11 protein-coding genes are annotated in these 14370 nt (G+C 72.0%); 5 read left to right on the top strand and 6 right to left on the bottom strand.

Annotated features, from left to right (window positions below; translation table 11 throughout):
* The first annotated feature begins 42 nt into the window (after nt 1-42).
* The 4 genes from D3869_RS31120 to D3869_RS31105 all read left to right on the top strand — a co-directional run bounded on the left by D3869_RS31120 (nt 43) and on the right by D3869_RS31105 (nt 3492).
* Nucleotides 43-924 (top strand): ABC transporter permease, encoded by an 882-nt coding sequence (locus D3869_RS31120; protein ID WP_175426696.1) that lies wholly within the window; start codon nt 43-45, stop codon nt 922-924.
* Between the two features lie 127 nt (nt 925-1051).
* Nucleotides 1052-1819 carry an ABC transporter ATP-binding protein gene (locus tag D3869_RS31115; RefSeq protein WP_137143460.1) on the top strand — a complete coding sequence of 256 codons (768 nt, stop codon included), beginning with the start codon at nt 1052-1054 and terminating at the stop codon, nt 1817-1819.
* On the top strand, nt 1816-2718 hold the full coding sequence (locus D3869_RS31110) for a polysaccharide deacetylase family protein (protein ID WP_137143459.1): 903 nt from the start codon (nt 1816-1818) through the stop codon (nt 2716-2718). Before D3869_RS31115 ends, D3869_RS31110 begins: the two co-directional genes overlap by 4 nt.
* A 3-nt stretch (nt 2719-2721) precedes the next feature.
* Nucleotides 2722-3492 (top strand): short-chain dehydrogenase/reductase, encoded by a 771-nt coding sequence (locus D3869_RS31105; protein WP_137143458.1) that lies wholly within the window; start codon nt 2722-2724, stop codon nt 3490-3492.
* Nucleotides 3493-3519: 27 nt separating this feature from the next.
* Here D3869_RS31105 and D3869_RS31100 read toward each other — a convergent pair whose 3' ends face one another.
* From D3869_RS31100 to D3869_RS31075, 6 genes are all read right to left on the bottom strand, one after another.
* Complete coding sequence (locus D3869_RS31100; protein WP_175426695.1) at nt 3520-7539, bottom strand: tetratricopeptide repeat protein; 4020 nt, start codon at nt 7537-7539, stop codon at nt 3520-3522.
* 119 nt (nt 7540-7658) lie between these two features.
* Nucleotides 7659-8480 carry a lysozyme gene (locus D3869_RS34680; RefSeq protein ID WP_137143456.1) on the bottom strand — a complete coding sequence of 274 codons (822 nt, stop codon included), beginning with the start codon at nt 8478-8480 and terminating at the stop codon, nt 7659-7661.
* A 167-nt stretch (nt 8481-8647) separates the two neighbouring features.
* The gene (locus D3869_RS31090; protein ID WP_109069035.1) at nt 8648-9403 is read right to left on the bottom strand and encodes a DeoR/GlpR family DNA-binding transcription regulator; all 756 of its coding nucleotides are present in this window, start codon (nt 9401-9403) and stop codon (nt 8648-8650) included.
* A gap of 3 nt (nt 9404-9406) precedes the next feature.
* Nucleotides 9407-11107: an ABC transporter permease subunit gene (locus tag D3869_RS31085; RefSeq protein WP_432613448.1), complete on the bottom strand. Its 1701-nt coding sequence runs from the start codon at nt 11105-11107 to the stop codon at nt 9407-9409.
* Nucleotides 11104-12111, bottom strand: coding sequence for an ABC transporter ATP-binding protein (locus D3869_RS31080; RefSeq protein ID WP_137143455.1), 1008 nt, complete (start codon nt 12109-12111; stop codon nt 11104-11106). Before D3869_RS31080 ends, D3869_RS31085 begins: the two co-directional genes overlap by 4 nt.
* A gap of 181 nt (nt 12112-12292) precedes the next feature.
* Entirely contained in the window at nt 12293-13267 is a 975-nt protein-coding gene (locus tag D3869_RS31075) for an ABC transporter substrate-binding protein (RefSeq protein WP_137143653.1), read from the bottom strand.
* Nucleotides 13268-13475: 208 nt separating this feature from the next.
* Here D3869_RS31075 and hisN point away from each other — a divergent pair, with 208 nt between their 5' ends.
* Nucleotides 13476-14345, top strand: a complete 870-nt coding sequence (gene hisN / locus D3869_RS31070) for a histidinol-phosphatase (protein ID WP_137143454.1) — start codon at nt 13476-13478, stop codon at nt 14343-14345.
* Nucleotides 14346-14370 lie beyond the last annotated feature (25 nt).

Raw genomic sequence — 14370 nt, 5'->3', positions numbered from 1 at the left:
CGACAGCGTGGCGGCCGACAAGAATGGCGGAGGACTGGAGTGATGAATGACGCGCCCGCAAGAGCTCTGGACGCGGCCCCCGTGCCAGCGGCTCCCAAGGTGAAGGGCCGGGGCCTGTTCCCGGCGGGCCGGACCGGGGCGGCGATGCGCGCGGCGCTGCTGCCCATCCTGGTGATCGCGGCGTGGCAGCTCGCCGGATCGGGCGGTTCGCTGGCCGGCGGTGTCCTGCCGACCCCGGACCGGGTGTGGGACGCCTGGGTCGTCTGGGCCTTCGGCCCGCAGGGCATGGGCCTCAACCCCTACAGCGGCACCTGGCTGAGCAACGTGCTGTTCTCGTCGATGCGCGTCGCGCAGGGCTTCGTGCTCGCCATGGCCATCGGCATCCCGGCGGGGGTGATGATCGGCTGGAGCCGCGCCGTGTCCGGCACGGTGGACCCGACGATCCAGCTTCTGCGCCCCATCCCGATCACCGCGTGGCTGCCCTTCTCCATCGCCGTGTTCGGCATCCAGGACATGGGCGCGATCTTCCTGATCGCTCTCGGCGGCTTCTACCCGATCGTGGTGAACGCCACGCACGGCGCCCGCGACGTCGACCGCAACTGGATCCGGGCGGCCGAGATGATGGGGGCCAGCCGCTTCGACGTGCTGCGGCGCGTGGTCCTGCCGGCGGCGCTGCCGGCGATCTTCACGGGCCTGCGCATCGGTCTGGGCATCGCCTGGACGGCGGTCATCGTCTCCGAGATGGTCGCGGTCAAGTCGGGGCTCGGCTACGTGCTGTGGGACGCCTACTATGTCGGGCGAATGGACGTGGTCATCGCCGACATGCTGTCGATCGGGGCCATGGGCCTGCTGAGCGACCGGCTGATCGTCACCGTCGAGCACTGGGCCCTGCGCTGGCGCCGGCTCCAATCCGCCTCGCGCTGAGGCGAACACCGGTTCGCCTCGCACTGATATCGCCTCATTCGCCGGCGGGCTTCGGCCGCACAGGCGGCCGGGACCGCCGTCGCGGTCCAAAGCGGATCACGATCCGCTTTAAAGGACGGAGACACACATGGGCACCATACGTTTCCGCGAGGTCGTGAAGACCTACCCCGGCAAGCAGCCGGTCATCGCGCTCGACCGCGTCAATCTCGACATTGGCGAGGGCGAGTTCGTCGCCCTGCTCGGCCCCTCGGGCTGCGGGAAATCCACCCTGCTCAACCTCATCGCCGGCTTCGAGGACATGACCTCCGGCGCGCTGTCCTTCAACGGCGGCACGGTCGACAGCCCCGGCCCGGAACGCGCCGTCGTCTTCCAGGAGGCCGCCCTGCTGCCCTGGCTGACGGTGGAGCAGAACATCGCCTTCGGGCCGAGCGTCCAGAAGCGCCCGCGCGCCGAATACGAGCCGAAGATCCGCGAGCTGCTCCGCCTCGTCGGGCTGGAGCGCTTCGCCCACTCCCTGCCCTCGCAGCTCTCCGGCGGCATGCGCCAGCGCGTCGGCATCGCCCGCGCCCTGGTCATGGACCCCAAGGCGCTGCTGATGGACGAGCCGTTCGGCGCGCTCGACGCCCAGACGCGCATGAGCATGCAGCAGTTGCTGCTCGATGTCTGGCAGTCGCTCGGTACCACGGTGCTGTTCGTCACGCACGACATCGACGAGGCGATCCTGCTCGCCGACCGGATCTGCATCATGTCGGCCCGGCCGGGGCGGATCACCCGCGAGATCACCGTGGACCTGCCGCGGCCCCGCTCCGTCGATCAGCTCACCGACCCCGCCTTCATCCGGCACAAGGCCGCCATCATGGCCGAGATGCGCGAAGCCCAGAAGGAACACGCATGACCAACCCCCGGATCAGCTACCGCCTGTCCGACGCGCGGCCGGCGCTGCCCGACTTCCAGGGGCGCCGGATCATCGCCCATCTGGTCGTCAACGTTGAGAACTGGCGCTTCGACGAGGCGATGCCGCGCACCATCATCACCCCGCCCCACGGGCGGGAGACGGTGCCGGACGTGCCGAACTTCAGTTGGGCGGACTACGGCATGCGCAGCGGCCTGCCGCGCATCCTGAAGCTGTTCCGCGACCGCGGCGTGCCGGCCTCGACCAGCCTCAACGCCGGTGTCATCGACGCCTACCCGCAGGCCGCCGAGGCCATGCTCGCCGCCGGCTGGGAGTTCATCGGCCACGGCATGCACCAGAAGGCGATCAACCACGCCGGCGATGGCGAGGAGGCGCTGATCGAGGCGGCGCTGGACCGCATCGAGCGCTTCACCGGCAAGCGCCCGCGCGGCTGGCTGAGCCCCGGCCTGCGCGAGACGGTGCAGACGCCCGACCTGCTGCGCCGCCAGGGCGTCGACCATGTCTTCGACTGGGTGGTGGACGACCTGCCGAGCTGGATGCGCACCGCGCATGGCCCGCTGCTCGCCATGCCCTACAACCTGGAGATCAACGACTCCATCGTCTACGCCATCGAGAAGCACGCGACGGGCGAGATGCTGAGCCGGCTCGGCCACACCCTGCGGCTGTTCGAGCGGGAATGCGAGGCGAACCCGCGCGTCCTGGCCATCGGCCTGCACCCGCACCTGATCGCGGTGCCGCACCGGCTGCACGAGCTGGAGGCCATGCTGGACCTGCTGCAGGCCTCGCCGCACGTCGCCTTCGCCACCGGTCCGCAAATCGCCGACTGGTACGCGGCGGCAGAACCGACAGCAGGGCCGGCAATCGACCAAGCGGAGGGCTGAGCGATGGACTTGAACCTGTCCGGCAAGCGGGTCCTCGTCACCGGGGGCTCCAAGGGGATCGGCCTCGCCTGCGCCGAGGCCTTCGCCGCCGAGGGCGCCCTGCCCGTCCTGGTCGCCCGCGACGCGGCGGCGCTGGAGACGGCGGCGGCGGGCATCCGCGCGCGTCACGGCGTGGCGGTCGAGACGATGGCCGCCGACCTCGCCGACGGGGCGTCTCGCGAACGCCTCGCCGCGGCGCTTCCCGGCATCGATGTGCTGGTCAACAACGCCGGGGCGATCCCCGGCGGCAGCGTCCTCGACCTCGGCATGGCCGAATGGGAGGCGGCGTGGCAGTTGAAGGTCTTCGGCTACATCCACATGACGAAGCTCTTCGTTGAGGCGATGCGGGAGCGCGGCGGCGGCACCATCGTCAACGTCATCGGCATGATGGGCATGACGCCGCGCTGGGACTACGCCTGCGGGTCGGCGGGCAACGCGGCGCTCATCGCCTTCACCCAGGCGGTGGGCGCCCGCAGCACCGACTGGAACGTCCGCGTCTTCGGGGTGAACCCCTCGGCGACGCGCACCGACCGGGTCGCGGCGGTCTACCGCAAGCGCGCCAAGACGCGCTTCGACGACGAGGAACGCTGGGCCGAAGCCCTGGGCGATCTTCCCTTCGGGCGCCTCGCCGAACCGTCGGAGATCGCCTCCCTCGTCACGCTCCTCAGCTCGCCGCGCGTCGCCTACCTGTCGGGCTCGGTGGTCGACATGGACGGCGGCGGACGGTTCCGCTGAACCGGTTCTCGCGACGGCCCTCCCCGGTCACGCCGGATGGGCCGCGTGGGAGCGCCGCCGCTCGGCCAGCGCCTCTGCCAGTTGGGCGACGGCGGGCTCCCAGTCGCCAGGGCCGGGCTGGTGGAACAGGCGGAGCGTCGGGTACCAGGGGCTGTCCGTGCGGTGTTCGAGCCAGCGCCAGCAGCCGGAGAACCGCGACAGCACCCAGACCGGCAGGCCCAGCCCGCCCGCCAGATGGGCCACCGACGTGTCCACGGTGACGATCAGGTCGAGACAGCGCATCAGCGCCGCGGTGTCCGCGAAATCCGTCACCGCGTCCATCGGATCGATCAGCGCCATGCCCGGCGGCGGGTCCTTGGCCTGGACGGCGGGGGTGCCCTTCTGCAGGCTGACGAACAGAATGTCCCCGGCGGCGGCCAGCGGGGCCAGGGCGGCCAGCGTCAGGCTGCGCCGCCGGTCGACCGCGTTGGCCTTGGGGCTGTGCGGGCGCGGGTCGCCGGACCACACGAGCCCGACCTTGAGCCGCCCGTCCGCGGGCAGGCGCGCCCGCCACCGCTCCACCTCGACCGGATCGGCGGTCAGGTAGGGGACCGCCGCGGGGATGCTGCCAAGCTCCGTTCCGAAGGCCCGCGGCAGGCTGAGCAGCGGGCAGTGGACTTCCGTCGCCGGCAACCGGCCGTAGAGGTCGTACACGCCTTCCAGTCCGGGGATGCGCTCCATCAGGCGCCGCAGGCCGTTGTGGACGGCCAGATGGACCCGGCCGCCCCGTGCCGCCACCAGCGGGGCGTAGCGCACGAACTGGAGCGTGTCGCCATGGCCCTGCTCGGCGTGCAGAAGGACGCTGCGGCCCTCCAGCGGCTCGCCGGTCCACAGCCGGCCCGGCGCCTTGGGAACCGGGATCTCGCCGATCCGCCAGCGCTCCTCGTAATGCTCCCACCCCTCGCGCAGGCGGCCGCTGGTCAGCAGGACCAGCGACAGGTTGAAGCGGGCCTGGGCGCTCTCCGGGTCCCGTCCGATGAGGGTGCGGAAGCCGGCCTCCGCCTCCTCCAGGCGCCGCAGGTCCAGGCACAGCACGGACAGCGCGTTAAGGGCGGCGCCATGATCCGGCACCAGCGTCAGGGCGCGGCGGCACAGCGCCTCCGCCGTCCGGAAGTCCGCCAGCCCGGCCGCCGATGACCGGATCGTCTCGCCCATGTTCGCGTAGGCCACGGGGTGATCGGGGGACAGCGCCACCGCGCGCCGGTAATGATCCAGCGCGAGGGCGGTCTCGCCACGCTCCTGCAAGGCGCTGCCGGCGTTGTTCCAGGGGTCGGGATAGCCGGGGCGGAGCTGGATGGCCCGGCGGTACTGGCGCCCCGCCTCCTCGCGGCGCCGCAGCCCGAGCAGCGCGCCGCCGAGGTTGTTGAGCGCCTCCGGAAAAGCGGGGGCGAGGGCGACCGCCCGCTGCAGCATGGGCAGGGCGACGGCGTGGTCACCCCTCTTCAGGCACGGATCGGCGCGCTCGCGCCACGCCGCCGCCGTGTCCGGGCCGAGGCGCAGGACGCGCCCGAGCAGCCGCTCCGCCAGATCCCGGTCGCCGCGCCGTCCGGCCAAGCGCGCGGCATGGCCCAGCGCTTCCCCATCGGTGGGGAGGAGCGCCAGCGTCCGTTGGACGGCCCGCTCGGCCACCACGGCCTCGCCGTGCTCCAGAGCCGCGTGGCCCAGGCTGCGCCACGCGTCCGGCAACAGGGGCGACAGGCGCAGCGCTCGCCGGGCCTGCCGGAGCCCGGTCCCTGCCCGACCGGCGGCCACCGACAGTTTGGCGAGGTTGACCTGCGGCTCGGCATAGGCGGGATCGAGCGCGACGGCCTGCCGGTAGGACCGCCCGGCGGCCTCCACCCGGTCGGCGGAGCGCTGGCACTCGCCCAGCGAATTGCGGAAGACCGCGCGCCCCGGCTCGACGGCGACGGCGCGGTCGAGCCAGCGCCCGGCCACATCCCGGCCCCCCTCGGCCAGACCCGTCAGGCCGAGAAGATGCAGCGCGTCGCCCTTCGCCGGATCGGCGGCGAGCGCCCGGCGGTAGCCGGCGGCGGCCTCCGCCAAGCGACCGGAGCGGTGGGCGGCGAGCGCCGCGGTGAGCCCAGCGCCCAGCGGGTCCGGCGCCGGGTCCGCACCCCGCGGGGCCTCCGGTCCCGGAAGGGCGCGGCGGCCGGCGGACAGGGTGGTCAGCGCGGCGGCCAGCCGGGCGATGGGAGCCTCCCAGGCGCCCGGCTCCTCCTGGTGGAACAGGCGCATGGTCGGGTACCAGGGGCTGTCCTCGCGATGGCCGAGCCAGCGCCAGCAGGCGTCGAACCGCGACAGCACCCAGACCGGCTTGCCCAGCCCGCCCGCCAGATGACAGACCGAGGTGTCAACCGTCACCACGAGGTCGAGTTCGGCGATGAAGGCCGCCGTGTCGGCGAAGTCGCGGATGTGGCCGGTCCAGTCGATGACCTCCATCCCCGGCGGCGGCGCCTTGGCCTGGGCGCCCGCCGCGCCGACCTGCAGGCTGTAGAAGACGGTGCCGGTCGCGGCGGCCAGCGGCGCGAGGGCGGCCAGCGTCAGGCTGCGCCGCCGGTCGACCGAGTTGGCCTTGATGTCCTCCTTGCGCGGCTCGCCCGCCCAGACCAGACCGACCTTCAGCCGCCGCTCCCCGGCCAGCCGCGCCCGCCACGCCGGACGGTCGGCCTCGTCGGGCCGCAGATAGGGCATGGCGGCGGGAACGCTGTCCAGCCGGGTTCCGACGAGGCCGGGCAGGCTCAGCAGCGGCGCGCACAGGTCGCAGGCCGGCGGTTCCTCGTCCGTCCCGTACACCGCCGCGACTCCGGGGGTGTTGGCGAGCAGCCGCTTCAGCAGCGGCTGGACGTGCAGGACGACACGCCCGCCGCGCTCGGCCAGCAGGGTGGCGTAGCGCACGAATTGCAGCGTGTCGCCGTGCCCCTGCTCGGCGGTCAGCAGGATGCTCCGCCCGTTCAGCGGTCCGCCGTCCCAGGCCGGGGCGTGGCGCGGAAAGGCGTTGCCCCACAGCGACCAGCGCGCCTCGTAGAGCGCCCAGCCATGGCGGAAATCGCCATGCCGGAGCAGAGTCAGCGACAGGTTGAAGCGCCCGACCCCGCTGTCCGGGTCCAGCCGCAGGGCGCGCTTGCTCCAGCGCACGCTGGCCGCCCCGTCGCCCAGCGTGTGCCGGAGCAGGGCCGCGTTGACCAGGATGCCGGAATTGCCGGGATCGAGCGTGACCGCGCGCCGGATGGCCGCGTCGCCGCGCCGGAAGTCGCCCATCATCATCCAGGCCAGGGATTCCTGCGCGTCCGCCGCCGCCGCCATCGGGTCGATGCGGCGGCACCGCGACGCCGCCAGCAGGGCCCCATCGCAATCGCCCGCATGCATCAGGCCGTAAGCCAAGTGGCCCAAAGGCTCGGACTCACCCGGAGCCAGCGCGACGGCGCGGTGCAGCGCCTCCACGGCGCGGCGGGTCTCCTTGGTTTCGCACAGCGCGACGCCGTAGGCGGCCTGGACGCCTGTGTCGCCGGGATCGGACAGCGCCGCCCGGCGCAGCAGCCGGACCATGGTGTCCGGCTGGTTCAGGGGCTGGAACAGCATCGCCAGATTGCGCCATCCCATGGCGAAGGCCGGGTCGGCGATCAGGGCACGGACGGCCAGACGGCGCGCCGCGCGCCCCGTACCCTGGTCCTGCATCATCATGGCGAAGGCCGTCAGCGCCTTGGGATAGTCCGGACGCAGGCGCAAGGCCCGGCTGAAGGCGATGGACGCCCGCCCCTTCCGTCCGGTCAGGCGCAGCGCCTCGGCCAGATTGTGCATGGCCTGCGCCCGGTCCGGGGCGAGCAGCATGACGCGGGCGAAGCAGCGCGCAGCGCGGCTGTGACGCCCCTCCTTGAGCGCGAGGCCGCCCAGCCGGAGCCACGCCTCCACATTGCTTCCGTCGACGGCCAGGATGCCGCGCAGAACGGACTCCGCGGATTGGGGAGCGGTACGGGCGGCGGGATATCCGGGATCGGCGGAAGTCGGCATGGCGGCGGCGGGTCGGAACTCGCGGGGTTTGAGCGGAAGGAGTACAGCACATCCGCCACCGCCAACGCACGCGACTTCGGGGCCGCGCCGCCGCCCGTCAGGACGCGCCGTCCCTGCGGTCAGCCGCCGGAGCGGCGCTCCCGCCACAGCAGGGCCAGCGTCACCACCAGACCGGTGAACAGCACGGCGACCGCCGGCGACGGCGCCCACCCGAGCCATCCGGCCAGCCCCCGAATCCCCGTGGACACGTCCTGTGCCCGCTCGGCGAGGTCCTGCACCTGCTGAGTCACCTGAAGCACCGGCGTCAGCGCCTCCGCCACCACGCCGAGCGAGCCGCCGACGGCCAACGTCCCCGCGGCGGCGCGGACGGCGCCGGTCGTGCCGGACGGCGCCGCCGGCTCGACCCGCTGGGCCATCGGCCCATCGTCGAGGGCCCTCCGCCAGTCCGCACCGCGGAACAGCAGCTCCTCGGCACGCCGGCGCCGCACCAGACCGGGCAGCAGCCGGCCGCCGCCATAGACCCAGGCGGCGAATTCGGCGGCGGCGCCCTCGGCGTCGCCGGCGTTCAGCTTGCGCAGCAGGGTAGAGGGCTTTCCGCTGCGCAGCCGGACGAAGCCGTCCTTCCCCGGGTCCTTGCCCTTCCCGGGCCGGCCGGCCCCGACGTTGAAGACGAAATCGATCAGCGCGGCCCGCTGCCCGTCGGTCAGCGGCACGGTCACGGCGCCATCCACCACTGCGGCGGCCTCGGCCAGATCGTCGGCGAGCAGGCGCTCGGCCTGTTCGGTCGTGACGGTGTCGCCGGAAGCCACCGCCCGGGTGTGGCCGTAGCCGATGGTCCAGACGCCGGCGGGGCAACGGTAGGCGGTTCGGGACAAACCCTCGAAATGGCGGGCCAGATCGAGCGCGGCGGGCGGCGGTGCTGCCCGAAGGGTGGTGGTCATGGTCGCTCCTGCGAAGGGTCGGGACGGGTGTCGCTGGCGGAGAGCACGGCCAGAAACGACGACGCCCGCCACGGCGGAGCCGGGCGGGCGCAATTCGGGTGCTGACGCCAGTCAGTAAGGATTATTTTCCTTTGTTTGTAAAGCCCTTTCTTCTCCCCGGAGCCGGGCTAAGCGAACACCATGTCCGGCACCGCCAGCGCGGCCAGCTCCGGCAGGTCGCGGGAGCGGGCGTCGGTGACCAGCGTGTCGATGCCCTCCACCGGGCAGAAACTGACCCGGCTGGCCTGCCCGATCTTGCTGTGGTCGGCCAGGATCACCGTGCGGCCGGCGTTGGCGACCATGGCGCGGGCCACCTCCGCCTCGCGCGGGTCGAAGCTGGTGGCGCCATAGCGGGGATGCAGCGCCACCGGCGACAGCAGCGCCATGTCGGCACGGTAGCGGTGGATCTCCGCCACCGTGCCCTCGCCGAAGGTGGCGGGCAGCCCCTCGTCCACCCGGCCGCCCAGCAGGACCACCCGGCTGCGGTTCTGGTTGGCGACGGTCTGCGCCACGTCGAAGGAGTTGGTGACGATGGTCAGGCCGGGCAGGCTCGCCAGCTCCTCCGCCAGGGCCGACACCGTGCTGCCGAAGTCGAGGAACAGCGTCTGGCCGGGCGAGACCAGCCGCGCCGCCGCCTTGGCGATGGCCCGCTTCTCCTTCAGGCGGACCTGGCTGCGCACGGCGATCGGGGGTTCCGGCTCCGGCCCCACGGCGACGACGCCGCCATGGACGCGGCGCAGTTCGCCGCGCGATTCCAGCTCCACGATGTCGCGCCGCACCGTCTCGCGCGACACGCCGAGGTCCCCGGCGATGCGGTCGGTGGACACCCGGTGCAGCGCCGTCAGCAGGGCGCGGATGCGCTGGTGGCGTTCCTCCTGAAGCATCGCTCAGGCCGCCTTGCGCCGGGTCGCCAGCGACAGGGCGCCGCGCATCGCCAGCGCCGCCGCCGCGACCGCCGCCATGATGCAGGTGGAGAAGGCCGCCGCCTGCGACACGAACCCGGCCTCGTCCAGCCGCATCACCGTCACCGCGGCGAGGTTGGTCGAGGGGGTGACCAGGAAGATGATCGCCGACAGCGTGACCATGGAGCGCATGAACAGGAAGAAGAAGACCGACAGCAGCGTCGGCACCATCACCGGCACCACCACGTCGCCGAGCACCCGCAGGACGCCGCCGCCGAGGCAGCTCGCCGCCTCCTCCAGCGCCGGCGGCACGGCGCGCATTCCGGTGACCATCGTGAGGAAACCCTGCGTGTGGTAGTGGTAGAAGTTGCACAGCGCCAGCAGAAGCACCGTGCCATACAGCATGTGCAGCGGCGTTCCCGCAAGGTTGAAGGCGAAGATGTAGGACAGGCCAAGCACCAGACCGGGCACGCCGACCGGCAGGACGGCCAGCAGATAGACCGCCTTCGCCACCCCCGGCGGCATCCGCCGCAGCCCCAGGACCAGGGCGAAGAGCAGCGCCGTTCCGATCGCCGCCGCCCCCGCCGACACGGCGAGCGAGGTCCACAGCGGGTCGTAGCCGCCGCTGAGCGTGATCGAGTAATGCTTGAGCGTGAGGTCCAGCCGGTAGGGCCACAGCCGGACGAAGCTGGCGAAGACCACCGTCCCCACCACCGCCACGATGGACAGGGCCAGCGTCATGGTGGCGAGGAACAGCGGGATGTCGCGCATCGGCACGTAATCGGGCACCGGCGGCAGGGCGCTTTCCGAGGCGGTGCCGAACTGGCGCTGGGCGGCCACCCGCTCGATGTAGACGGCGATGCCCGTGGGCAGCAGCAGCAGGATGCCCACCGCGGCGCCGATGCCGAACTTCATCTGGCCGGTGACCTGGTTGTAGATCTCGGTCGCCAGGACGGAGAAGTCGCCGCCGATGGTCACCGCGTTGCCGAAATCGGTGATCGTCACGGTGAAGACCACGAAGCCGGCGCTGAGCAGGCCGAACTTCACGTTGGGCAGGGTGATGCCGAAGAACTGCTGGAACCGGGTCGCCCCCATCACCTCCGCCGCGTCGTAGTAGCGGGCGTCGGACTGGCGCAGCGCCGCCTGGATGATCAGCACCGCCTGGGGCAGCGCGTAGAGCACGTTGGCGATCAGCAGGCCGGGAAAGCCGTAGATGTTCAGCCGCGTGCCGATCAGGTTGCTGACCAGCCCGTTGCGGCCCAGCAGGAAGATCAGGCCGAGGCCCAGCACCAGCGAGGGCGCCAGCAGCGGCAGCGACAGCGCCGCCGCGACGAAGCGCTTGCCCGGGATGCGCGTGCGCTGCACGGCGTAGGCGACCATGAAGCCGAGCAGCAGGCAGACCACCGTGGTGGCGCCGCCGACCAGCAGGCTGTTGCCGACCGCACGCAGGATGCCCGGCGTCCGGAACAGGGCCAGATAGTTGGCGAGGCCGACGCCGCCCTCCTCCTCCACGACGCTCCGCCAGACGATGGTGCCCAGCGGCAGCAGGAAGAACAGGACCAGCGCCACCACCGGCACCAGGACGCAGGCGCCGTAGAGCAGCCGCTCGTCCAGCGGGCGGTGCAGGCGGCGGGGCCGGGCGGCGTTGGGCGTCTTGCCGGGAAGGGTCAGGGCGGGCATGGTCATGCGCGCACCCAGGCGCAGGCGTCCGCCGCAACCGACACGTCCACCGCCGCACCTGGCCCGACGCCGGGGTCCTGGTGGGTTTCGGCCAGCAGTTCCCGCCCCCGCCAGGACAGGCGCAGCCGGCGGATGTTGCCGAGGAAGGTCAGGTCGATCACCCGCCCCTCCCCGTCCGCCGCCGGGGCGACGGCGATCCGCTCCGGCCGGACGCAGGCCTCATAGGCGTTCTCCGCCCCGTCCGGACGGCCGGGCAGCAGGTGGGGCATGGCGTCGCGCACCCAGCCGGTCGGCAGCAGGTTGCTGCTGCCCATGAAGTCGGCGACGAAGCGGGTGCGCGGGCGCAGGTAGAGGTCCTGCGGCGTGCCGACCTGCTCGATCAGCCCGTGGTTCATGCAGACCACCTTGTCGGCCAGGGTCAGCGCCTCCTCCTGGTCGTGGGTGACCATGATGGTGGGGATGCCCAGCCGGCGCTGCACGTCGCGGATCTCCGCCCGCAGGTCGGCGCGCACCCGGGCGTCGAGCGCCGACAGCGGCTCGTCCAGCAGGATCAGCGACGGATCGACGGCCAGGGCGCGGGCCAGCGCCACGCGCTGCTGCTGCCCGCCGGAGAGCTGCCAGGGATAGCGGTCGGCGACCTGCGGCAGCTTGATCAGCTCCAGAAGCTCCTTCACCCGCGCCGCGATGCGGTCGCCGGGCGCCTTGCGGATCTTCAGGCCGTAGCCGATGTTCTCGGCCACCGTCATGTTGGGGAACAGCGAGTAGGACTGGAAGACGATGCCGAAGCCGCGGTCGCGCGCCGGCACGGCGCCGAGGTCCCGCCCGCCCATCAGCAGCTCGCCGGTGTCGTAGGGCATCAGCCCGGCGACGATGCGCAGCAGCGTGGTCTTGCCGCAGCCGCTCGGCCCCAGCAGGCAGACGAATTCCCGCTCCTCCACGGTCAGGTTGATGCGGTCGAGGGCGACGAAGCCGTCGAAGGTCTTCAGGAGGTTCTTGATCTGCAAATCCATGGCGCGGCCATCTGGAGCGGGGGATGACTCCCTCTCCCGCCGCGGGAGAAGGAAGGGGCCCGCGCGAAAGCGCGGGAAGGGTGAGGGTGCCGCCAAGAAAGCGTGCTTCGATTCTCGCGCGACCCTCACCCGCCCGCTTTCGCGGGCACCCTCTCCCGGAGCGGGAGAGGGAAACCGGGCCTCAGCGGCCGATGCTGCCCTGCCAGGTCTTCAGGATGGCGTCGCGCTCCGCCGCGGACTTGGCGAAGTCCATCGGGTAGAGGACCTTCTGGACGTCCGCCGGCAGACCGGCCTCTTCCGCCGCCTTGGCGACCGGGGCGCCGGGGATCGTCACGATTTCCTTGTACTTGGTGTAGAGCGCGGCGGCCTTCGGCGACAGGGTCCAGTCGAGGAAGCGCTTGGCGTCGTCCTTGTTCTTCGACGTCTTCATCAGAGCCGACGCCTCAAGCTCGTAGCCGGCGCCGTCGGTCGGGATGACCATCTTGAGCGGGAAGCCCTCCTCGACCGACTTGATGGCGGCGAAGGCCAGCGAGGCGCCGATGGCGAACTCGCCCGAGCGGGCCGACTTGCAGGGCTTGGAGCCGGACTTGATGTATTGGGCGATGTTGCCGTCCAGCGTCTTCAGGAACTGCCAGCCCTTCTCGTTGCCCTGGCTCTGCAGGATGGCGGCGATCTGGAGATAGCCGGTGCCCGAGGAAACCGGGTTCGGCATCACCACCTCGCCCTTGTAGACCGGGTTGGTCAGGTCCTTCCAGGAGGTCGGGACCGGCAGGTTCTTGGCCTTCAGAAGCTCCGTGTTCACGCAGAAGGCGGCCATGTAGCCGGTGGCGGCGAACCAGCTCGCGTCCGCCCCCTTGTAGGCGGCCGGCAGCGCGTCGGAGCCCTTGGCGGCGTAGGGCTCGACCAGCGCCATGACGCGCGGGTCGAGCATGTTGGTGACGGCCCAGCCCCAGATCACGTCGTGCTGCGGGTTGGACGCCTCGGCCAGCATGCGGGCGCCGAGGTCGCCGGTGGACAGGCGCAGCACCTTCAGGTCGATGTCCGGCAGGTCCTTCTTCGCCGCCGCCACATAGTCGGCGATCTCGTCCTCCTCCAGCGCCGTGTAGACGGTCAGCGTCCCCGCCTGCACGACGGCCGGCAGCACCGCCGCGCCCATGAGCACCACGCCGGCCAGCAGCGACTTCCCAGCAAACTCCACCATCGCCAACCCCTCTGTTCCGCATGCCCTTTCCCGGCGCCCCGGCCGGTGGCGAGCCCGTGCCCGCCGTGGATTTAAGTGGAGGTTTGCACTTCTGTGCGTTTGTGTCTACCATGATTGCACAGTTGGCGTGCATTTGCGCAGCCGCACAAAAACAAGGCAGATCATGAGCCCCATCACCAAGGACGCGACCATCGACCGTGCGGCGTTGACCGGGGAGCTGGCCGGCGAATCGACCGGGGAGTTGGCCGGGGAGTTGGCCAGCTTCGCCGCCGCCCTGGCGGACGAGGCACGCGGCCTGTCCCGCCGCTGGTTCCGCACGCCGGTCGCCATCGACACCAAATCCGACGACAGCCCGGTAACCATCGCCGACCGCGAGGTGGAGGCCGCCCTGCGCCGCCGCATCGCCGAGCGCTTCCCGGACCATGGAATCTTCGGGGAGGAGCATGGCCGCGACCGGCTCGACTCGGAGATCGTCTGGGTGATCGACCCCATCGACGGCACGCGCAGCTTCATCAGCGGCTGGCCGGTCTACGGCACGCTGCTGGCGGTGCTGGAGCGCGGGGTCCCGGCGGTCGGGCTGATCGACATGCCGGTGCTGGGCGAACGCTGGACGGGACGCGCCGGCGCCCCCACACTCTACAGCGACGGGACGGGAGCGGAGCGGCCCTGCCGCACGCGCGACTGCCGCCGGCTGGCCGACGCCACGGTCTACACCACCTCGCCCGACGCCTTCGACGCGGCGGGGCTGCGGGTGTTCGAGACGGTCAGCCGGCAGGCGCGGACGCGGCGCTTTGGCGGCGACTGCTACATCTACGGGCTGGTCGCCTCGGGCCACATCGATCTGGTGATCGAGGCCGGGCTCCAGCCTTACGATTACCTGGCCATGCAGCCGGTGATCGAGGGGGCCGGCGGGGTCATCACGGATTGGCAGGGCAAGCCGCTGACCATGGACTCCGACGGGCGCGTGGTCGCCGCCGCCACCGCCGACCTGCACGCCGAGACCATCGCCGCCATCGCGCGGGCGGCGGGTTGAGCGGACGAACCGAGGAGGGGGAGAG

The organism is Azospirillum brasilense (genome assembly GCF_005222205.1).
In the GTDB taxonomy this organism is placed as follows: domain Bacteria; phylum Pseudomonadota; class Alphaproteobacteria; order Azospirillales; family Azospirillaceae; genus Azospirillum; species Azospirillum brasilense_G.
The sequence above is the reverse complement of the archived record's forward strand: the minus strand, read 5'-3'. Positions and strand labels throughout refer to the sequence as shown.